The sequence below is a fragment of the Xanthomonas hawaiiensis genome (assembly GCF_031834635.1).
Classification (GTDB): Bacteria; Pseudomonadota; Gammaproteobacteria; order Xanthomonadales; family Xanthomonadaceae; genus Xanthomonas_A; species Xanthomonas_A sacchari.
In genome coordinates this window covers 141,682-161,983 of sequence record NZ_CP115873.1, presented here as the reverse complement: position 1 = coordinate 161,983, position 20,302 = coordinate 141,682, and the positions used below count along the sequence as shown (strand labels likewise).

Sequence of the window (20,302 nt, the reverse complement as noted above, 5' to 3'; positions counted from 1 at the left end):
GCACGGAGCGCCGGCGTGCTCGAGTCGATCCCCACCGAACTGCCCTGGCTGCTGTGCATCGCCTTCGTCGCCGGGCTGGTGGACGCGGCGGTGGGCGGCGGCGGCCTGATCCAGTTGCCCGGGTTGTTCGCGACCTTGCCGCAACAGACGCCGGCGGTGGTCCTGGGCACCAACAAGTTCAGCGCCATGGCCGGCACCGGCACCGCCGCCTGGCGCTACGCGCGCCACGTGCGCCTGCCATGGCGGCCGGTGCTGTACGCGACCGCGACGGCGTTCGTGTTCGCCTTCCTCGGCGCCACCGCGGTGAGCCTGTTGCCGAAACAGGCGGTGCGGCCGCTGATCCTGGTGCTGCTGATCGCGATGCTGGGCTACACGCTGGTCAAGAAGGACTTCGGCGCGCTGCACCGGCCGCGCCACATCGGCCGCCGCGAACTGGCGATCGCGCTGGCGATCGGCGCGGCGATCGGCTTCTACGACGGCTTCTTCGGCCCGGGCACCGGCAGCTTCCTGATCTTCCTGTTCATCCGCTTCTTCGGCCTGGATTTCCTGCGCGCTTCGGCTGCGTCGAAGGTGGTGAACCTGGCCACCAACCTGGCGGCGCTGTGCTTCTTCGTGCCCAGCGGCAAGATCCTGCTGGCTGCGGCGGTGCCGATGGCGGTGGCCAACGTGGCCGGCGCGGTGACCGGCACGCGGCTGGCGCTGCGCGGCGGCACGCCGCTGATCCGGCGGTTGTTCCTGGTGCTGGTGGTGGTGCTGATCGGCAAGATGGGTTGGGACTTGTTGCACTGAATGCAGTACGCGGCGCGGCGCGATTGCGGCGTGCCTGTCCTCCCAACGCGGCTGCCGCGCGCATGCCCGTGGGCACGCGCGTGGCAGCCAGCACCGCTCAGCCGTCGCGGCGCTTGGCGGTCGGAGGCGTCTTGCGCGCCGCAACCTTGACCGGTTTCGCAGGTTTGCTGGCTGTGGCGGCTTTTGCGGTCTTCGCCGAAGGCGACCGCACGGCCGACCGCGTTGCCGTGGGGGGAAGTGCAGCAACCGCGGCCGCAGCGGACTTGCGTGGTGCCTTTGCCGATGGGGCCTTGACCGCAGGCGTCGCGCCAGCAGTGCGTGCACGTTTGCCTGACGTCGCCGACGGCGTCTTGAGCGTGGTCGGCTGTTGCACGCTGTTACTGCGGCCAGCGCGCGCCTTGCCGGATGCACGCGCCGGCGCGGCAACGGCGTCCGCGACGGCATCCGTGGTTGCATCCGCTGCGTCAGCGACCAGTGGCGGCGGCAGTTCGGCGTCGGCCTGATCGACCGCCGCGGCCGGCTCCACCGCAGGCGCCGCCGCCTCGTTGCGGCTGCGCTCGGGCAGCTTCAGCCGGTGCGCCTGTTCGTCGTATTCGATCAGCAGCACGCCGGAGTTGTGGCGGCCGCTGATCTCGACGAAGCAGGCGCCGCCGATGAACGGTTCCAGCGTCATCACCGACTTCAGCGGCGTGGCCACCACCATCTGGAAGCCGAAGTTCTCGAAGATGTTCATCGCCAGCGCGGTGAACTCGTTGTCGGCCTTGTCGAAGGCCTCGTCCAGCACCACCGCGGCGTAGCGCGGCAGTTCGCCGTCCTCGCCGCCGAGCTGGTAGCGCAGCGCCGCGGCCAGGCAGGTGGTGGCCAGCTTCTGCCGCTGGCCGCCGGACTTGCCGGCGCCGCTGCGGTAGATCTCCACCTGCGCGCGGCTGTCCGCGTCCAGTTCCACGCCGACGAACTCCACGTGCTGGCGCACGTCCAACACCTGCTCGCGCCAGCGCCGCAGCTCCGGCTCCTGCGCGCCGAGCCGCTGCACCAGCCCGCGCAACATGGCGAACTGCGCCTCGGCCAACGCGCGGTCCTCGGTCTGCTGATGGCCGAGCACGGCGCGCAACTGCTGCTGGAACTCCTGCACCTCAAGCAGGCGCCGGTCGCTGACCTCGATGGTCAGCAGGGTGCCTCGGTTGAACGGCACCTGTTCCAGGCTGGCATTGACCTCGTCCATGCGCTGCTTGATCGCCTTGTGCGCTTCGGCGGTGTAGCGCTGCAGGGCCAGCAGGTTGTTCTTGCTCTGGGTCTGCAGCAGGTCGAAGAAGCGGCCTTCGTGGCGCGGCAGGCCGTCGCTCTCCAGGCGCTGCAGGCGCGCCAGGAAATCGTCGGCGCTGGCCAGGCTGACGGTGAAATCGCCGCTGTCCTCCGGCCACTGCTGGCAGTAACGGCGGAAGCAGTCCAGCACCTGCTGGCTCAGCCGCGCGTCCTGCGCCTGGCTCTGCGCCAGCTGTTCGCCGAGGCCGCGCTCGACGCTGCGCAGATGCGCTTCCAGGTTGTCTAGGCTCAGCGGTGGAAGCGCCGCCAGCCGCGCGTCCAGGCCCGCCATCTGCGCCGGGCCGATCACCGCGGTGGCCACGCGCGCGGCGCAGGTCTCGCGCTGCGCTTCCAGCCGCGCGCGCTCGCGGCTCACCTGCGCGCGCTCCAGGCGCACGTCCTCGTAGGTACGGCGCGCCTGGTCGCGGCGCGCGCGGACGGTGGCGATCTGCTCGCCCAGCGCGCGCAGTGCGGTATCGCCCTCGCGCAACTGCAGCAGTTGCTCGGCGATGTCGCTCAGGCGCTGCAGCTTGGGCGCGACGTCGATCTCGTCCCACTCGCGCTCGGCCAAGGTGTGCGCGGCCAGTTGCCGGCCCTGGTCCTGTTCGCGCTGCTTGCGCAGGGCGGCGACGTCGGCATCGCAGGCGGCGATGCGCTGCGCCAGGGTCTGGCCCTCGCGCTCGAACACCTTGAGCTTGTCGCGGTTGTCGTAGCCGAGCAGCCAGCGCTTGCGGTCGCCGACCGCGTGGCGGTCGTCCTTCTCGTAGCGATCGCCCGGATGCTTGACCTGGCCCTCGCGGGTAATCGCGCGCTCGGCGTCGCGCAGCTGCGCCACGGTATCGACGCAGGTGTAGTCGAAGCGTCGCGCCAGTTCCTGGCGCAGCCACGGCGCATAGGCATGGTCGCGCAGCTCCAGCTTGCGCAGCAGCGACTTGGCATCGGGCTCGCGCTGCTGCAACGGCGCGTTGTGGCGGACCCGGAAGTACACCAGGCGGGTGCCGAGCTGGGTCCTGTTGACCCAGTCGGCGACGCTGGCGTAGTGGCGTTCGTCGACCAGCAGCGACTGCGCAAAACCGTGCAGCACGCGCTCGATCGCGCCGCGCCAAACGGCCTGGTCGGCCTCCACCTGCACCAGCTCGCCGACGAACGGCAGGGCCGCTTCGGACAGCCCGGTCTCGGCGCATAACCGCGCGCGCAACGCCTGCATCGGCGCGGGAATGCTCGAGGGCGCCTTCAGCAGCGCCTCGATCTCGGTACGGATGACCGCGAAGCGGCGCTCGTCCTCGCGGCGCTCGGCCATGCGCTCGGCGATCGCCTCGTCCAGGCTGCTGGCCTCGCCGGCGACGCCGTCGCGCAGCGCGCGCGCCTGCGCCACCTGCTCGGCGAAGCCGCTGGCGCTGCCTGCCAGGCCCATGCCGAGCTGGCGGCAGGCCTGTTCGACCTGGCTGCGGCGGCGCATGCGCTCTTCGCGCTCGCGCTCGACGCGGCCGCGTTCGCGCTCCAGCGCCTCGACCTGTTCGCCGCCCTGCGCGCGCTGCTGCGTCTCCAGCTCGGCCAGGGTCTGCTCGTGGTTGTCCAGCGCCTCGCGGCGCTGCCCTTCCTCGCCGGCCAGGCCGCGGTCCTGGGTGTCCAGTTCCTGCAGGCGCGCGTCCAGCAGGGCCAGGCGGCGCTGTTCGCGGTAGCCGTCGATACCCAGCTGCAGTTCGCGCAGTTCGCCGACGCCGCGCCGCAGCGCCAGCAGTTCGGCGTGGTAGTCGCGCGCCGGGGTCAGGGTTTCGACCTGGCGCCGCGCGGTCACCACGGCGTGGTGGGCGCCGTCGAGTTCGGCGAAGTCCTCGACCAGGCGGTCGGCCGCCTCGAAGGTGCGCGGCTCGTCGAGCATGAAGCTGCGCAGGAAGGCGTTGAGGTCGCCCAGGTTCTTCGCCGACTGGGTCTTGTGCAGCAGCCGCAGCGCCATCTCGTTGCCGATGCCGAGCAGGTGGCGGAAGCGCTCGGCGTAGCCGGCGAAGCTGTCGAAGTGGTGCACGTCCTCGCCCAGGCGCAGCTTGAGCCGGCGCAGATCCAGGTCGAAGCCGTCAAGCTCGGCGGCCACGTCGAAGCCGCGCGGCACCACCATGTAATGCTTGCGCACGTCGGCCGCGGCAGTGCCGCTGCCGGCGATCCAGAACAGCCGCACCAGGCTCACCGCCTGGCCCTGCGCGTTGCGGTACTCCAGCGCCAGCGCCGACCAGGTCGCGCCCTTGCGCAGGTACTGGGTGGCGATCTCGCCGGAGGCGCTGTCCTGCTGGTCGGCCCAGGCGCCACGCACGTAGGACACCAGGCTGCGGTCGCGGCCGCTGCGCTCGGCCTCGCGCGCGGCGGCGTTGAAGTCGACGATGCTCGGCGGCGTCAGCAGTGCCGACATCGCATCGAGCAGGGTCGACTTGCCCGAACCGGAGCGGCCGACGAACAGGAAACCTTTCTCGGCGATCGGCACGTCGGTCAGGCCGTTGAAGGTGCCCCAGTTGTGCACCTGCAGGCGGCGCATGCGGTACTGCTGCGCGCGTTGCTCGGCCAGGGTCTCGGCGAACAGGGACGGAGCGACGGGGACGGTGGACGATTCGGACAGGGACGTCATCGGGAACTCATCGGGGAAACGGAAGCGGCCCCAGGGCAGGCCGCAGGGCCGGCGCGCATCCGCCGGCAGGCGCGAACACGGCCGCTAGCCGTGCACGCTGCTCACGGCGCCGCCTCGGCCGCGCCGTCGCGCAGACCGCGGTAGGCGGCTGACAACGCCTGCACGTCCTCGGCCGAGAACAGCAGCTTCAGCGCGGGCGAGACTTCGTAGCGATCCTCGCTGCCGCGCAGCTTGGACAGCAGGTGGTTGTCGCGCATCTTGGCGATCGCCGCCAGCACCCGCCGCGCGAAACCGGCGCGGTCGGTGGAGACGTTCTTCTCGTACACCGACAGCACTTCCAGCAGCTGCGCCTCGTCGACCACGGCGCGCTCACCGCGGGTGTCGGCCTCGGCCAGTTGCTGGCGCAGGAACAGCAGCAGCACCGACTCGATGAAGGTCAATGGCGCGGTGCGCAGCAGCGCCGGGGTCTCCAGCTCGCCCATGTCGGCCTGGCGCGCGAACGCCACGCCGCCGTCGCGGTCCAGCACCAGCTCCAGGAACAGCTCGCTCAGCACGCGGCGGATCGCGGCCTCGTGGCGCAGCAGCGCCTGCCACAGCGGGCCGTGCCGGTAGGCATCGACGCTGGGGCCGGACAGCAACTGGCACAGCGCGCGCCGCGCCTCCAGCGGCAGGCTGCCGCTGTCGCCGGCGAACAACGCGGCGCCGGCATCGGCCGCAGCGGAAGTGGCAGTGGCCGCAGCGGCGTCGCCGGCGTCTGCGTCGTGGCCGTGGAATTCGTCAGACCAGCTCATTGCGTTTTTCCTTGGTGAACCACACCAGCGGGATGCGTGCGCGCCGGACCTGGCCGTCGCCGCCCTCCCATTGCACCGCTTCCCATTCGCCGTCGACCACCACGCCGTGGCGGGTGCCCAGCGCCAGGTAGCCGATCACGCTGCCCAGGCCCTGCGCCGCCGGGCGCTGCCGCAACGCGTCGCCGATGCTCAGTTGCGGCTGCCGGCCGAGCAGGTCGTGCAGGTCGTTGCGCAGGCCGCGCAGGTCGATCTCCGACTGCGCCACCAGGTCGCCGACGCTGTCCAGCGAGATCGTCGCCGCTTCGGCCGCCTGCACCCGCCCGTCCACCTGCTGGCTGCGCGGATCGTGCAGGCGCCACTGCGACGGCGAGCGCAGCCGCGCGCTGCTCAGCGGCAGCACGTAGCCGGTGGCAGCGGTGGCATGCAGGTGGTCGCGCAACTGCAGCGCCTCGCCCTGCGCCTGCTTCAGCAACTGGTTGAGCCGGCGCTGTTCCAAGTAGCCGCGGCTCTGCACGAAGCCACGCAGGCTGCGCGCGAAATGCTGCATCACCTCGTGCACCTGGCCACCACGCTCGAGCAGGGTGCCGGTGAGCCCGCGCAGGAAGGCGCGTTCGTGGCGGTCCAGGCGGCGGGCGAAACCGCGCGCCAGCAGCGCCTCCAGCGCCGCATCCAGCTGCACGCTCTGCTCGGCGTCGTTGAGCAGGCTCCAGAACGCCTGGAAACTGCGCCCGGCCTCGCTCTCGCCGATCACGTCGATGCCAGCGAACAACTTCTCCAGCACGTCGCCGCGCGCGCCCTCGTCGTCGATGATGCGCTCGCGGAACTCGCGGTTGAGCCGCTCGAAATCGTCGCGGACGCGGCGGAAATCCTCGGTCAGGTCGTCGGACAGGCGGATGATGTCGCGGGTGCGTTCCAGCGCGCGCTTGCCGTCCAGCGCGGCCAGCTTGCCCGCGGCCACGCGCTCGATCTCCGCGTCCAGGCGCGCGCGCTCGGCGCGCAGCGCGGCCAGGCGCGCGTCCGGATCGGTCTCGGTCTGCCCGGCCAGTTGCACCAGCTGCTGGATCACCAGCGACAGCCGGCTCTCGGTAGCCACGCTGGCACTGTCGCGCACGCCGGCGATGAAGCGGATGGCCTGCGCCGCCTGCCGCGACAGTTCGTATTCTTCCTGCGCATCGCCCTCGGGCAGGCGCCGCTCCAGCCAGCCCTGCGCCAGCCAGTGCGCCACGTAGGCCTGCGCGGTGCGCGGCAGTTCGCGCGAGAGCTGGTCGTCCTTCAACGCATCGAGCTGGCGCTGCAGGCGCTCGTGCAGCACGTCCGCCGGCAGACGCCGCTGGGCATCGCCGAGCAGGGTCTGCAGCAGGCCGATCAGCTCCGGGGCATGGTCGGCGGCGAGCAGTTTCCACAATGGCTGTTCGCGCAACTGGCGATAGCCGGCAATCCGGACATGCGGCTTCATGCAGGAACCGACCGCCACCGCATCCGCAGATTCAGCGCACGCGCTCGATGAAGCGCAGGAACTCGGCGCGGGTGCGCGCGTCCTCGCGGAAGGTGCCGAGCATCTTCGAGGTGACCATGCTGACGCCGCGCTTGTGGATGCCGCGGGTGGTCATGCACTCGTGCGCGCCCTCCACCACCACGCCCACGCCCAGCGGCTGCAGCACGTCCTGGATGCACTGGGCGATCTGCGCGGTCATCTTCTCCTGCACCTGGAAGCGCCGTGCATAGGCCTCGACCACGCGCGCCAGCTTGCTGATGCCCACCACCTTGCCGCGCGGCAGGTAGCCGACGTGGACCTTGCCGATGATCGGCGCCATGTGGTGTTCGCAGTGGCTTTCGTACTCGATGTCGCGCAGCACGATCAGCTCGTCGTAGCCGGCCACTTCCTCGAAGGTGCGCAGCAGGTACTCGCGCGGGTCGGCGCGGTAGCCGCTGAACCAGTCGCCATAGGCCTCGGCCACGCGCCGCGGGGTGTCCAGCAGGCCCTCGCGGGTCGGGTCCTCGCCGGCCCAGCGCAGCAGGGTGCGCACCGCGTCTTCGGCCTGCGCCTGGGTCACCGGGGGAGTGGAGCTGTTGTCTGGATCGGCCATGGGGGGAACGCCCGTGAGGGGGCTGCATGGTACCCGAGTCGCCTGGCAGCCGCCGCATGCGCGGCCTCCGCGCGGCGGGGCGACCCAGCCGATACCGGGTGCGCCGTTCAGCGTCCGCCTGCTCCGCGCCCGGGCGGCATGCGCATCGCCCGGGCCGGCGCCGCGCCGGTCAGCGCCGGCGCGCGTGCATCTCGCCTTCGTGATCCAGCCAGTTGCTGCCCTTGTTGGTCAGGAAGAACACGTACACCAGCAGCGACACCGCGATCACCGCCGTGGCGTACCAGACGAAGGTGGTGACGTGGCCGGTCTTCAGCGAGGCCTGGTACAGCAGCGGCGCGGTGCCGCCGAAGGCCGAATTGGCCAGCGCATAGCCCAGGCCCACGCCCAGCGCGCGGATGTGGGTGGGGAACAGCTCGGCCTTCACCACCGCGTTGATCGAGGTGTAGCCGGTGAGGATGACGAAGCCGGCGGTGAGGATGGCGAAGGCGCTCAGCCAGTCGCTCTGCCTGGGCAGTTCCAGCACCAGGAACCAGGTGTAGAGCACGCCGCCGATGCCGAAGAACACCAGCAGGGTCTTGCGCCCGATGATGTCCGAGAGCCAGCCGCCCACCGGCTGCATCAGCATCAGCACGATCAGCGCGGCCAGGTTGATGATGGTGCCGGCCATGACGTCGTCGCCGGCGAAGGCGGTCTGGATCATCTTCGGCCCGGTCACCGAGTAGGTGTAGAACGCCACGGTGCCGCCGGCGGTGATCAGGAAGCACAGCAGCAGCGGGCGCCACTGGTGCACGAACAGCTCGCGCAGCGAGCCGGAGGCCGTGTCCTTGCCCTGCTTGGCCGCGGCGATGGACTCGGAGGTCAGCGACTCGTCCATCGTGCGCCGCAGCCAGAACACCACCAGCGCGCCGATGCCGCCCAGGCCGAAGGCCACGCGCCAGCCCCATTCGGAAATCTGGCCCTTGTCGAAGAAGTGCAGCATCCCGAACAGCACCGCCTGCGCCAGCACATGACCACCGACCAGGGTGACGTAGTGGAACGAGGACAGGAAGCCGCGCCGCCCCGGGATCGCCGCCTCGGACATGTAGGTGGCGCTGGTGCCGTACTCGCCACCGGTGGCGAAGCCCTGAAGCAGGCGCGCCAGCAGCAGCACCACCGCCGCGGCGCCGCCGATGCTGGCCACGGTGGGCGTCACCGCGATCAGGAACGAGCACGCCGCCATCACCGACACCGACACCGTCAACGCCATGCGCCGGCCGTAGCGGTCGGCGAAGCGGCCGAAGTACCAGGCGCCGATCGGCCGCATCAGGAAGGTCACCGCGAAGATGGCCCACACGTACAAGGTGGCGTTCTTGTCCTCCTTGGAGAAGAACTGCGACTCGAAGTAGGTGGCGAACACCGAATAGACGTAGACGTCGTACCACTCCACCAGGTTGCCGGCCGAGCCCTTGAGCGTGTTGGACACCGAGCGGCGCAGGCTGCCCGGTGCGGCGGCGGCGGACGAAGAGGTGGATGCACTCATGCGGTGGGCCTCATGGATGGACGTGCGGGAGTATAGGCAGGCGCGTGCGAGGATCCTGTCGCGACGGCGGCCACGCCGGGCGTGCGCACCATCCAGCTCACTGCGCCTGCGGCGCGGCGAAGGCCTTGCTGTACATGCCCGAGCGATCGAAGCAGCAGACCCGCCGCTTGCCCGCGGCGAGCATGTCGCAGGTGCTGGCGATGCGCTTGACCCGCGTCTGCGCCTGCTTGCCCGCGCCGATCCAGAAGATCCAGTCGCGCCGCGCCACCGCGGTCAGCGTGTGCCAGGCCGCGCGTGCGGGCGGATGCGCGGCGAGGGCGCGCGCCAGGTCGTCGGGCACCGCGGGTTCCGGCTCCACCGCCACCGGCGCGATCTCCAGGGTCACCGTGGTGCCGGCGTCGACCGCCGCGGCCGCCCGCAACGCCTCCTCGACCTGCAGCCAGTGGCCGCCACGCCCGTCCGGCTGCAACGTGGCCTGGAACGGGTGTCCGGCGAGCCGGCCCTCCACGCTGGCCAGGCCACGTGTGGGCAGGGCAGCGCTGGCCGCCGCAGGCAGCAGCAGGAAACACCAGGACGCGTCCGGCGGTGCGGCCGGACGCAGCAAGGTCGCCTGGAAGCGGATCGGGTCGGCGGAGCCGGTCATGCGCGGACCATAGCACCGGGCATGGCCTGGCCATGCTGCACCTGCGCGCGGCGGTGGCGCCGCACGACACGGGTCTTGCCGGGCAGCAAACCCAGCGCCCTGCCCGATGCGGGCGCCGCCATCGGCGCTGCAGACAGGCACCGCGTCACGTTCCCCGTACCGCGCCGCAGACACCCGGGCGCCTTCCCTTCAGTTCGACCCGGCATCGCCGCTATCCATGCGCCGGCCCGGGACCAGCGCGATGCGCGCGTCACGCGGGCGCAGGCAACCTGCCTGCCCGTCCGCCGTCACCCACCGTCGATCCCTCTTCCTTCCCCCACTCCCCCGATCCCATGCACGTCCTTTCGCATCTGCGCATCGGCCAGCGCCTCGCGCTCGGCTTCCTCACGATCATCGTGCTGATGGTCCTGCTCACCGTGGTCGGCATCCAGCGCGTCCACAGCATCGACCGGCGGCTCACCGCCATCAACGAAGTCAACAGCGTCAAGCAGCGCTACGCGATCAACTTCCGCGGCAGCGTGCACGACCGCGCCATCGCCCTGCGCGACGTGGTGCTGCTGGACGATGCGGCCAGCCGCCAGGCGACCGAACAGACCATCGACAAGCTGGCCGGCGACTACGCGCGCGCCGCGCAGCCGCTGGACGCCCTGCTCGCCGCCTCCAGCGACGCCCAGGAGAAAGCGATCCTGCAGCGCATCCAGGGCATCGAAGCGCGCACCATGCCGCTGATCGCGCAGGTGCGGCAACTGCGCGATGCCGGCGACAACATGCAGGCGCAGGCGCTGCTGCTGCAGCAGGCGCGCCCGGCCTTCGTCGACTGGCTGGCCAGCATCAACGCCTTCATCGACCTGCAGGAAGCCAAGAACCGCCAGGCCGCCAAGGAGGCGATGGCCACCGCACGCGGCTTCGCCCTGCTGATGGTCGGCTGCACCGTGCTGGCGCTGCTGCTGGGCACGCTGATCGCCCTGCTGCTGACCCGCCGCGTGGTCCGCCCGCTGCGGCAGGCGCTGGGCCTGGCCGAGCGCATCGGCGCCGGCGACCTGAGCAGCCCGGACACCGCCACCACCCACGACGAGGCCGGGCAGTTGCTGCGCGCCATGCAGCAGATGCAGCGGCGCCTGCACGAGGTGATTTCCGCGCAACGCGAGATGGCCGCGCGCCACGACGCCGGCGCCATCAGCTACCGCATGGACGTGCAGCGCTTCCCCGGCGAGTACGGGCGCATGGTCGCCGACACCAATGCCCTGGTCGATGCGCACGTGCAGACCCAGCTGCGCATCACCGAGGTGATGGGCCGCTACGCCATCGGCGACCTCAGCCAGGACATCGCCCAGTACCCCGGCGAGAAGGCCGCGATCACCGCGGCGATGCAGCAGGTCAAGCAGAACCTGCACGCGATCAACGTGCAGATCCAGACCCTGGCCGAAGCCGCCTGCGCCGGCGACTTCGCCCACCGCGGCCAACCGGAGAAGTTCGAGCACGCCTTCCGCACCATGGTCGAGAACCTCGACACCATGATGGCCACCGCCGACGCCAACCTGGCCAAGTTCTCCGCGCTGCTGCGCTGCATCGCCGACGGCGACCTCACCGTGCGCATGAGCGGCAACTTCCATGGCGTGTTCGCCGCCATGCGCGACGACGCCAACAGCACCGTGCACCGCCTCACCGACATCGTCGCGCACATCCAGCGCACCACCAACAGCATCGGCTTCGCCGCCGAGGACATCGCCAGCGGCAACCAGGAACTGGCCAAGCGCAGCGAGCAGCAGGCGGCCAGCCTGGAAGAGACCGCCGCCTCGATGGAAGAGTTGACGTCCACGGTCAAGCAGAACGCCGAGCACGCCCAGCGCGCCAACCAGTTGGCGCTGGGCGCGGCCGGCGTGGCCGGCGAAGGCCGCGACGTGGTCGGCCAGGTGGTGGAGACCATGGATGGCATCCAGGCCGCCTCCCGGCGCATCGCCGACATCATCGCGGTGATCGACGGCATCGCCTTCCAGACCAACATCCTCGCCCTCAACGCCGCGGTGGAAGCCGCGCGCGCCGGCGAGCAGGGCAAGGGCTTCGCGGTAGTGGCCGCGGAAGTCGGCACCCTCGCGCATCGCTCGGCCGGCGCCGCCAAGGAGATCAAGACCCTGATCGACGACTCGGTGCAGCGTGTGGCCCACGGCGCCACGCTGGTGCACCAGGCCGGCGCCACCATGGACCAGGTGGTGGCCAGCGTGCAGCACGTCACCGACCTGATGGGCCAGATCTCCGCCGCCTCGCACGAACAGGCCAACGGCATCGCCCAGGTCAACCAGACCATCGCGCGCATGGACGAGACCACCCAGCAGAACGTGGCGCTGGTCGAAGAAGCCAGCACCGCGGCGCGATCGCTGGAGGAGCAGTCGGCGCAGCTGACCCAGGCGGTGGAAGTGTTCAAGGTCGGCGCCTACGTCTGACCACGCGCGGGCGGCCGCGCCGTGCGCCCAGGCGGGCGACGCGGGGCTGGCCGCCCCCAGCGCGTGAACGCCAGGTGTCGGGTGATGCCGGCCATCGCATCGGTTGTCATGGCCGGAGTCGGCGCAGGCGGTACGATGGCGGCCTCCCACGTTCGCCCCCTCCCCGGAACCGCATGAAGGCTGGCCTCCCCGACGCCGCCGCGACGGCATGAGCCGCGCGTCGCACCGCGCGCGCGCCGCGGCCGAGACCCGCAGCGAACGCTGGCAGCGCTGGATCGCCTGGCTGCTCAGCGCGCTGCTGCACGTGCTGATGGCGCTCGCCCTGCTGTACGCGGCCAAGCCCACCATGTCCACGCCGCAGGGCGCGGCCGGCGGCAGCCGGATCCGCGTGGACTTCCTGGGCGACAGCGACAAGCCAGTGAAGCCGCTGCCGCCCAAGCCCAGCCCGCCGCCGGCGTCCGCCGCGCCCAAGCGCACGCGGGCCACCACCACCGTGCAATCCACCCTGGTCGCGCAATCCGACGACCCGGTGCCGCCGCCCGATCGCGTCGACACGCCGAAAGCGGCGGACACGCCCGCGCCCGCCCCGGTGCCGCAACCGCGCCCGGCACCGCCGGCGCCCACCCCGCCCGCGGACGCCCCGGCACCGAGCCCGGCGCAGACCGCCGACAGCAATCCGCCGCCGCCGACCGAGCGCCGCCCGCAGACCTGGACCGGGCGCCCGCCCGGCGCGCTCGACACCGACACCGCCCCGGACAACAGCGGCCTGGCCGCCGGCCCCGGCAACCGCGGCAACCGCCACGACATGGACGCGGCCCAGCCCAGCCTCGAGGTCGGCGGCTACCTGGTCTATTACGACCTGGGCAGCGAGAGCCAGCTGCGCACCTGGCAGCAGCAGGGCATGAAGGAGATGTTCATCCTGCTGCCCGGCACCGAGTACCGCATGGTCTGCCCGCTGGAGATCGCCCTGACCCGCGGCTCCGGCAAATGCCGCGCATTGCCGCCGGACTCGCCAGAGTTGAAGGACATCGGCGATGCCCGCCAGGTCATCACCATGCTGCAGGTCTATCACCAGGGCGAACTGGTCTGGCGCGGGCCAGGGCCATATCGCTGAGCCGGCGCGCGCGGGAGAGTGGTGCGTCCAGCCTCGCTGCAGTCGGGACTGAAGTCCCTCTCACAAGGAGGGACCATCTGTCAGCGCTCCCGACAGCACTTGCATAGCGGACAAGCGACCCGCCCCCCGTAGGAGTTGCTTCGGCCACGATGGGCATTCCCGGTAACGCCCGTCGCGGCTGAAGCCGCTCCTACCGGGATGCCAGCATTTGAACAAGGCAAAAAGCGATACGCCGACTGTAGGAGCGGTTTCAACCGCGACCCAGGCGATGCGAAGCGGAGCCTGCACAGCGCCCCGCGCTCGAAGCAGCCACACTCCCCGGGCCCTCACGCCCGCTTTGCATTCGCCGCCGGCGCGGTTGCTAGAGTCTGCCCGCGCCGCCGCGGCCGCCTGTCGCTGCCTTGCACGGACCGCCCGGTTCGGCGTCTTTCCTCCATTGAAGGAGTCTCGACATGCCCTGGAAATCCCCCCTCGCAACGCTCGCCCTCGCCGCCGTCGCCCTGCCCGCGCTGGCCCAGTCCGACCGGCAGGTGGTCGAGGACATGCTGACCCGCTCGGCCAACGTCTGCCCCGGCCACAGCACCGAGCGCACATCCCCCACGGTGAAGGCCGTGCCGGTGGGCGCGCTGCGGGTGATGCTCGACCGCGGCCTGGTGATGTGCCCGGACCGTCGCCTGGACGCCACCGCCCCGGCCGTGTTCTACGGCAGGCTCGGCGTGTTCGCCTGGAACCCGGAGGTCGCCGCCGGCTCCAGCGTGATCGTCAAACAGATCGACGCGATGACCCGCAAGGACGAGTACCCGTCCGAAACCCTGGTGTGGGACGCCAAGGGCACCGCGCTGAAGCAGCAGACCGTGCCCGCGTTCGAACCCAAGCCCGGCGCCACCGTGCTGTATCAGGTGCGTTGAGGCACTGCTGCCGCCCGTGCGTGCACGGGCCGGCAATGCAGCCGGTGCGGCCCCAATGGGCCCGCCGGCTTTTTTTGTGCCGCAGGACGGCCCCATCTCGCCGCAGCGCGCCGGTCGTGCTGCCGGCGCAGCGATCGCCATCGCGGAAGCAGCCGTGTTGCGCCATGTCGTACAGACCCAGCGAACTGTCGTGCCCGTGTCCTGTCACCGTCCAAGCCTTCCTCGACACAGGACATCGCACGACAATATCCCCGATTATCTCGCGCCAATCTAAGATTATATTTAAAACCAAGATTATTAACTCCTGAAACGTCACGTGCGCGAATCGTAGACAAATGCGGCCACACAGGCCCCGCCTGCGCACAACATCCGGATTCGGCTGAATTCGCGCGAAAACCAGCGGATGTTTCATCATTTCCTCAGCGTCACTGTGGCGCATCGCACGCCATCGCCCTGACATGCGGCCGGATTTTCCGGCATCGCATGCCGATTCCTGCGACCGGATGCCACGCAAATCAATACCGCAGATAAACATTATCTCGTTGTGTCGCGAAAATAATGCAGACGACATAGTAGCGTCTGCGCCCTCCCCCACCCCGGGCGACCGGGCATCACTGCGAGGATGTTTCCATGGCCACACAGCGGAATCGGCTGGCGCTGCACGCACTTTCCCTCATCGGCATCGCGGGCGCGTTGTTGCCCATCGCCGCCACGGCGGCGCCGGCGCGCGGCACCGTACTCAAGAGCAATGTCCTGACCAGCTATACCCGCCAGGCGATCGCCACGCTGCTGGCCAACGATCAATCTCCCGACCAGGCCAGGTGCGACGTGCGCGTGGCCGAGTTCACCTACGCCACCATCGGCGTCGAGGGCGAACCCACCACCGCCTCGGCGGCGCTGCTGGTGCCCGGCGGCAACCAGTGCCCCGGTCCGTTCCCGCTGGTGAGCTACAGCCAGGGCACCGAGTCGCAACGCCGCGCCGAGCAGGCCAAGGAGATCCGCGACGCCAAGGGCGACGACACCATGGTCACCCACCTCGCCACCCAGGGCTATGTGGTGGTGAGCAGCGACTATCTCGGCATCGGCCAGTCCACCTATGCGTTCCACCCCTACCTGCACGCCGCGTCCGAGGCCAGTGCCACCATCGATGCGATGCGCGCCGCGCGCCAGGTGCTGCAGCGGCTCAACACCCCGTTGTCGGGCAAGGTCATGCTGACCGGCTTCTCGCAGGGCGGGCATGCCGCCATGGCCACCCAGCGCGAGATCGAAGCGCACCTGTCCAACGAGTTCAACCTCGTCGCCAGCGCGCCGATCTCCGGCCCATATGCGCTCAGCCAGACCTTCCGCGACAGCTGGAGCGGCCGCAACGCCGTGGGCGAGAACACCTTCGGCATCGTCCTGGCCAGCTACGCCATCGTCGGCATGCAGCACACCTACAAGAACCTCTATCTCGACCCGTCGCAGGTGTTCCAGGACCCGTGGGCGAAGCAGGTGGAGAAGCTGTTCCCCGGCAACCAGAGCCTGACCGACCTGGTGCTCGGCGACACCCTGCCGGGCGTGGACAAGATCCGCCAGTACTTCCAGCCCGGCTTCTACAAGGACTTCGCCAGCAACGCCAACGACCCGTTCCTGCGCGACCTGGAGCGCAACGACCTGCTCGACTGGGCGCCGCGCACCCCGACCCTGCTGTGCGGCTCGGACAACGACGCCACCGTGCCGCTGAAGAACGCCACCACCGCCATCGCCGCGTTCAAGGCGCGCGGCAGCAACCAGGCGACCGTGCTCGACCTGGGTACCGGCAAGCCCAGCGACAACAGTGCACTGGAGCATCTGTTCACCGAAGACGCCTGCACCATCGCCGTGCGCCAGCAACTGTTCGACACGCTCCGCTGAGGTCGCGGCGGGCGATAACGCAAGCGCACTCCCTCCCCCGGCGCCTGCGATCGTCCGTCCCGCTGGCTGCCACGCCTGGGCGCAGGCGTGGCAGTGTTTTTCTGCGCGGTGCAGGCGCTGCACGATGTGGGCGCTGATGCTGGGACGACGATGACCGCGCATTGTGCGCAGCTGCGCGACAGCACGTGCGCGAGTGCCGGCACACCAGACGCAGGATTGGAATGACAGCAGATCGGCCTGGCGGTACCGGCCGCGGCAATCACCGGCCGGCACACGATCCCATACGCCCGGCCATCACCCCGCGCCGAGGCCGGCGCCACGCCGCAGCATCGCCGATTGCTTGCGTCGGCCCCGTGCATCGGCAACCGCGCGGCCCACGCCATACACCGACAGCGGCACCACCCAACTCGCCCACAGCAGCAGCGCGATCAAGCACGGCGACGGCGTCAGGCCCAGGCTGATCGCCGACGGCAACGCCACCCGGAACACCACCGGCGCAAGCGTCGCCAGATAGGCGCGCACCATCCAGCGCTGGTGCCGCAGCACCTGCCCACGCCAGATCGCCACCAAGCCGACCGACCCGGTGACCAGCCACGCCAGCGCCGTGGCCGCGAACGCCACCCGGATCGAAGGCGGCGCCGGCGAGGTGGCGATCAGCCCCACCACTCCGATCATCGCCACCGCCATCCCTGCGAAATACGCCCGCCCCACCCAACGGTGCAGCTGCGGCCAACGCCGCCACCGCTGCGTCGCGAACTGCAGCGCTCCCAGCAACAGACCGACCGCCCCGCCACCGAGATGGCACCACAGCCACCCGCGGCGGGTCAGGAACATCGCATAGGCCGGCGACTGCAGCGACGCGTACTTCAGATAGACCGAATGGACGAACTCCACGGCGAACAGGGCCAGGGCGAGCCACAGCAGCCACCAGGCCAGGCGGACGATTGGCGTGGTGCGTGGTGGCGCCAGTTGGCGGCGCGTCGACTCGCTGCTCATCCCCTGCCCCACGCTGCGCCGGACCCTCGGCAGCGCGACGCTAGCATGGACGTCTCGGCGCCACGGAAGGCGGCGACGGGCGGCGGACAGGCGCGTCCGAGAACGCTGCCGCACACGTCGCTTCGCCGATCGGCACAGGCGATCCGGCTACCGATCGCGACGCCACCACCCAGTCTTAAATGCAAATTGCGTCTCGTTTTGTAGACGACACAGTTAACAGTACAGACATCTGCCGCGCACAGGTCTATGGTCGATCCGGGGACGGGGGTCGCATGGGACGCAGACAGGGGAAAACCGGATTCGATGCGCTGGCGGCGTTGCCGTGGCCAATGGGAATCATGGCCGGCGTCGCCGGCTTCTTCGCAGTGCGCGACGGCATCCCCTGGTGGTTCTCCCGCCACGACGGCGCGCTGTCGCAGGCCATCGCCCAGCAAGCGGAAGGCGCATTCGCTCCGATGGCGTGGATTCTGCTGCTGCTCTGCTGGCTGGCGGCGCTTACCTCATTCCTCAAAGCGCGGCATCGCCGCCGCCTGCTGGACACGCGCACCACCCTGGAAAGCCTGGCCGCCGGGGGCTGGCGCCAATTCGAACTCCTGGTCGGCGAAGCCTTCCGCCGCGAGGGCTACGCCATCGAAGAGACCGGCCTAGTCCTGTGCAAAGACGGCCGCCGCACGCGGGCGCAATGCAAACATTGGAAGCGGCAGCAGGTCGGCGTCAACGTCGTACGCGAGATGATAGCCGGGTAAGAAATCTTAAGAAACTTACTAGCTCTCCTAGACAATAGCTATTGTCCAGCGCTCGATTAATTCAATATCAAGGAAGGCACCAAAATGCTCAAGAAAATTGTCACAGTAAAAGGAGTTGGCCTATTCCACGATTCCGGGGCTTCACCTCCATTTGGTCAGGTGGCAATGATTTTTGGTGAGAATGGTCGAGGTAAATCGACGCTGGCTACCATTTTGCGTTCGTGCGGAGACGGTCAAGCTGCCGCTCTTTCTGCTAGAGCGACGCTAGGCGGCACACTAGCTCAAAGCGTTCAACTCGAATTTGTCAACACCGCTGGTGCGAGTGACATGGTTAGCTTGATCTCGGCAGCTTGGTCGAAGCCAATGCCGAATCTGCAGGTTTTTGACGCTGATTTCGTTAGTAAGAACGTATACGCTGGCGGCGAGATCAGCACAGACCAACGTGCAAGTCTCCTGGAGTTTGCACTCGGAGAAAATTCTGTCACGCTGCGTAAAAAAGTTGACGACGCAGCTCAGAAACTCACCGATGCCACGGGAAAGATGAACACCCAGATGGCTGTGCTGAAAGCACATGCAGGAGCAATGGCGATCGACGCATTCAGCAATTTGACTGTGCCGCCGAACGCTGATGAACAAATAGCGCTACTAGAAAAACGGATTGCAGCCGCAAATGCGCGTGAAGAAATATTCAAAAAGAAAGTCCCAGTTCAGGTTGCGCTTCCTGTGTTCAATGCTACTAGTCTATTCAGTATTCTCGCCAAGAGTTTGCCCGAGGTCGAATCTACCGCTGAGCAAGAGGTTCGAAACCAAATTAAGAGATGCACTCATCCAAAATTCGAACAATGGCTTATGCAGGGCAGTGCGTTCGACATAGGCTATGAATGTCCCTACTGCGGATCAAGCATAAAAGATAACAATCTAATCAAGGCTTATCGCACACACTTCAACAAGGCTTATGAAGATTTAAAAGTCGAAGCAGCTCGTCTAGAAGATCACGTTAACCTTCGCTTAGGAGATGCCGTAGCAGTTAGGCTTGAGCAAGCTTTTGAAACAGTACAGGCTCACATAGACGGATGGGAAGGATTTGTGGAAGCACCCTCTATTGCGTTTTGCGCTCAAGAAATGAGAGCGATATTAGCCCAATTGCGCACACTCATAGAGCCTCTCGCAAAGTCCAAGGGTCTTCAGCCGCTTGAATCTGTCGGATCAGCCGACGAATTAAATCAGGCTGCTACGCTATGGGCATCGGCAATTGATTTGGTATCGACGGCTAATAGCAGAGTCTTAGATGCGGCCACCGCCATTGAAGCCTACAAGGGATCGTTGGCTACCGAGGATGTCAAGAGTCTGCGCAATATGATTGATGATTTGAAACTCCGCAAACTTCGCCATACACCAATGGTTGTTGCAGAATTTCAAAAATTTAATCAGCTTTCTGCTGAAAAAAAAGCGAGATCGGATGAAAAGGAGGAGACACGCAAAGCTCTCGATATACTAATGACGACCATCCTCTCGACCTACCAAACCGAGATCAACACTCTTCTCGCTGGGTTCGGAACGCAAGTTCGTATTGAAGCTCTCAGCTTTGATTATCGCGGTGGCGTTGGCCTTCCAAGAAGCAACTATCAACTCAAAGTGAGAGGATTGGATGTAAAGCTCGCTGGCGACAAGATTGCGGCATTTGGAAATGCACTAAGTGAGGGGGATAAGCGAGCTCTTGCTTTTGCTTTCTTCATCGCTCGCTTGCATCAAGATCCTCAGCTAGCTGATCGAATCATAGTAATTGATGATCCAATGTGCAGTTTGGATCGACGGCGGCGTACGGCGACGATTCGAGTGCTCAAGGCCTTAGCTACAAAGTGCAAGCAGCTAATCGTCCTTGCTCACGACCCCTATTTTCTGCAAGCGCTGGACGACGAACTTAAAAAACTTCCGCTCGCGAAAAATTCCGGCGCACTGAGTTATTGCAAGATCGTGCCCGCCACCAATGATTACTCCACCTTCGCAGACCTTGTCCTCGCCAAAGAGTGCTCTAGCCAATACGAGAATGACCTGGCGGTACTCACGAATTATGCCGATGCGAAGCAAGGGCTAGACCGAGGCCATGTTGCGAAATGTTTACGCGTCGTACTTGAGACCAGCCTGCACCAGCAATTCCCTTCTCTGATTCCGCGTAACGCCATGCTTGGCCAAGTGATTACGAGCATCGAGAAATCGACAGCACCTAGTCCTCTCGCATCTCTTCATCCGACTGTCCCTGAGCTTCGAGCTCTAAACGATTACGCAAAACGCTTCCATCATGCTGATGATGGATCACCACCGGACGTCACTACCATCGACGAAGGCGAGTTACATGGGTACTGCGTTCGCGTGCTAGCTTTCGTTCTGCGCGGTTAAGAAGAAACAGGGGTCAGAGTGCACTTTTTTACCAGCCTGACCTTGTCCAAAGGGGGCCG

The 20,302-nt window shown here is 67.7% G+C and carries 12 protein-coding genes and 2 pseudogenes; 7 read left to right on the top strand and 7 right to left on the bottom strand.

From position 1 onward, the window contains the following. Positions 1-15 precede the first annotated feature (15 nt). Positions 16-789 (top strand): sulfite exporter TauE/SafE family protein, encoded by a 774-nt coding sequence (locus tag PG878_RS00735; protein ID WP_209029893.1) that lies wholly within the window; start codon positions 16-18, stop codon positions 787-789. Positions 790-1,330: 541 nt separating this feature from the next. Here the strand turns inward: PG878_RS00735 and PG878_RS00730 are convergent. The 6 genes and pseudogenes from PG878_RS00730 to PG878_RS00705 form a co-directional block, all read right to left on the bottom strand. Further along, a pseudogene (locus tag PG878_RS00730) lies at positions 1,331-4,708 on the bottom strand (ATP-binding protein); the annotation flags it as partial. Positions 4,709-4,809: 101 nt separating this feature from the next. Further along, positions 4,810-5,499 (bottom strand): DUF4194 domain-containing protein, encoded by a 690-nt coding sequence (locus PG878_RS00725; RefSeq protein WP_209029895.1) that lies wholly within the window; start codon positions 5,497-5,499, stop codon positions 4,810-4,812. Further along, on the bottom strand, positions 5,486-6,955 hold the full coding sequence (locus PG878_RS00720; protein WP_209029896.1) for a DUF3375 domain-containing protein: 1,470 nt from the start codon (positions 6,953-6,955) through the stop codon (positions 5,486-5,488). Before PG878_RS00720 ends, PG878_RS00725 begins: the two co-directional genes overlap by 14 nt. A gap of 31 nt (positions 6,956-6,986) precedes the next feature. Continuing rightward, complete coding sequence (folE, locus tag PG878_RS00715; RefSeq protein WP_209029897.1) at positions 6,987-7,586, bottom strand: GTP cyclohydrolase I FolE; 600 nt, start codon at positions 7,584-7,586, stop codon at positions 6,987-6,989. 169 nt (positions 7,587-7,755) lie between these two features. Continuing rightward, on the bottom strand, positions 7,756-9,105 hold the full coding sequence (locus tag PG878_RS00710; protein WP_209029898.1) for an MFS transporter: 1,350 nt from the start codon (positions 9,103-9,105) through the stop codon (positions 7,756-7,758). A gap of 97 nt (positions 9,106-9,202) precedes the next feature. Then, positions 9,203-9,748 (bottom strand): YdeI/OmpD-associated family protein, encoded by a 546-nt coding sequence (locus tag PG878_RS00705; protein ID WP_209029899.1) that lies wholly within the window; start codon positions 9,746-9,748, stop codon positions 9,203-9,205. Between the two features lie 332 nt (positions 9,749-10,080). On the opposite strand from PG878_RS00705, the gene PG878_RS00700 reads away from it, so the two are divergent. The 4 genes from PG878_RS00700 (at position 10,081) to PG878_RS00685 (ending at position 16,104) form a co-directional block, all read left to right on the top strand. Continuing rightward, positions 10,081-12,189, top strand: coding sequence for a methyl-accepting chemotaxis protein (locus tag PG878_RS00700; RefSeq protein WP_209029900.1), 2,109 nt, complete (start codon positions 10,081-10,083; stop codon positions 12,187-12,189). A gap of 208 nt (positions 12,190-12,397) precedes the next feature. After that, positions 12,398-13,303 carry a type II toxin-antitoxin system RelE/ParE family toxin gene (locus PG878_RS00695; RefSeq protein WP_209029901.1) on the top strand — a complete coding sequence of 302 codons (906 nt, stop codon included), beginning with the start codon at positions 12,398-12,400 and terminating at the stop codon, positions 13,301-13,303. Between the two features lie 452 nt (positions 13,304-13,755). Further along, entirely contained in the window at positions 13,756-14,211 is a 456-nt protein-coding gene (locus tag PG878_RS00690) for a hypothetical protein (protein WP_010341483.1), read from the top strand. Positions 14,212-14,841: 630 nt separating this feature from the next. Further along, positions 14,842-16,104, top strand: a complete 1,263-nt coding sequence (locus PG878_RS00685) for an alpha/beta hydrolase (RefSeq protein ID WP_209029902.1) — start codon at positions 14,842-14,844, stop codon at positions 16,102-16,104. Between the two features lie 294 nt (positions 16,105-16,398). Here PG878_RS00685 and PG878_RS00680 read toward each other — a convergent pair whose 3' ends face one another. Beyond that, positions 16,399-17,100, bottom strand: coding sequence for a DUF2306 domain-containing protein (locus tag PG878_RS00680; protein WP_209029903.1), 702 nt, complete (start codon positions 17,098-17,100; stop codon positions 16,399-16,401). A gap of 272 nt (positions 17,101-17,372) precedes the next feature. On the opposite strand from PG878_RS00680, the pseudogene PG878_RS00675 reads away from it, so the two are divergent. After that, positions 17,373-17,834: pseudogene (locus tag PG878_RS00675) on the top strand (restriction endonuclease); the annotation flags it as partial. Between the two features lie 96 nt (positions 17,835-17,930). Beyond that, positions 17,931-20,243 (top strand): AAA family ATPase, encoded by a 2,313-nt coding sequence (locus PG878_RS00670; RefSeq protein ID WP_209029904.1) that lies wholly within the window; start codon positions 17,931-17,933, stop codon positions 20,241-20,243. Positions 20,244-20,302: the final 59 nt, after the last annotated feature.

What these genes read in the sequence shown, in the direction of transcription:
- PG878_RS00725 (WP_209029895.1), bottom strand. Translation starts at nt 5,499, where the DNA reads ATGAGCTGGTCTGACGAATTCCACGGCCACGACGCAGACGCCGGCGAC.
- PG878_RS00720 (WP_209029896.1), bottom strand. Translation starts at nt 6,955, where the DNA reads ATGAAGCCGCATGTCCGGATTGCCGGCTATCGCCAGTTGCGCGAACAG.
- folE (WP_209029897.1), bottom strand. Translation starts at nt 7,586, where the DNA reads ATGGCCGATCCAGACAACAGCTCCACTCCCCCGGTGACCCAGGCGCAG.
- PG878_RS00710 (WP_209029898.1), bottom strand. Translation starts at nt 9,105, where the DNA reads ATGAGTGCATCCACCTCTTCGTCCGCCGCCGCCGCACCGGGCAGCCTG.
- PG878_RS00705 (WP_209029899.1), bottom strand. Translation starts at nt 9,748, where the DNA reads ATGACCGGCTCCGCCGACCCGATCCGCTTCCAGGCGACCTTGCTGCGT.
- PG878_RS00700 (WP_209029900.1), top strand. Translation starts at nt 10,081, where the DNA reads ATGCACGTCCTTTCGCATCTGCGCATCGGCCAGCGCCTCGCGCTCGGC.
- PG878_RS00695 (WP_209029901.1), top strand. Translation starts at nt 12,398, where the DNA reads ATGAGCCGCGCGTCGCACCGCGCGCGCGCCGCGGCCGAGACCCGCAGC.
- PG878_RS00690 (WP_010341483.1), top strand. Translation starts at nt 13,756, where the DNA reads ATGCCCTGGAAATCCCCCCTCGCAACGCTCGCCCTCGCCGCCGTCGCC.
- PG878_RS00685 (WP_209029902.1), top strand. Translation starts at nt 14,842, where the DNA reads ATGGCCACACAGCGGAATCGGCTGGCGCTGCACGCACTTTCCCTCATC.
- PG878_RS00680 (WP_209029903.1), bottom strand. Translation starts at nt 17,100, where the DNA reads ATGAGCAGCGAGTCGACGCGCCGCCAACTGGCGCCACCACGCACCACG.
- PG878_RS00670 (WP_209029904.1), top strand. Translation starts at nt 17,931, where the DNA reads ATGCTCAAGAAAATTGTCACAGTAAAAGGAGTTGGCCTATTCCACGAT.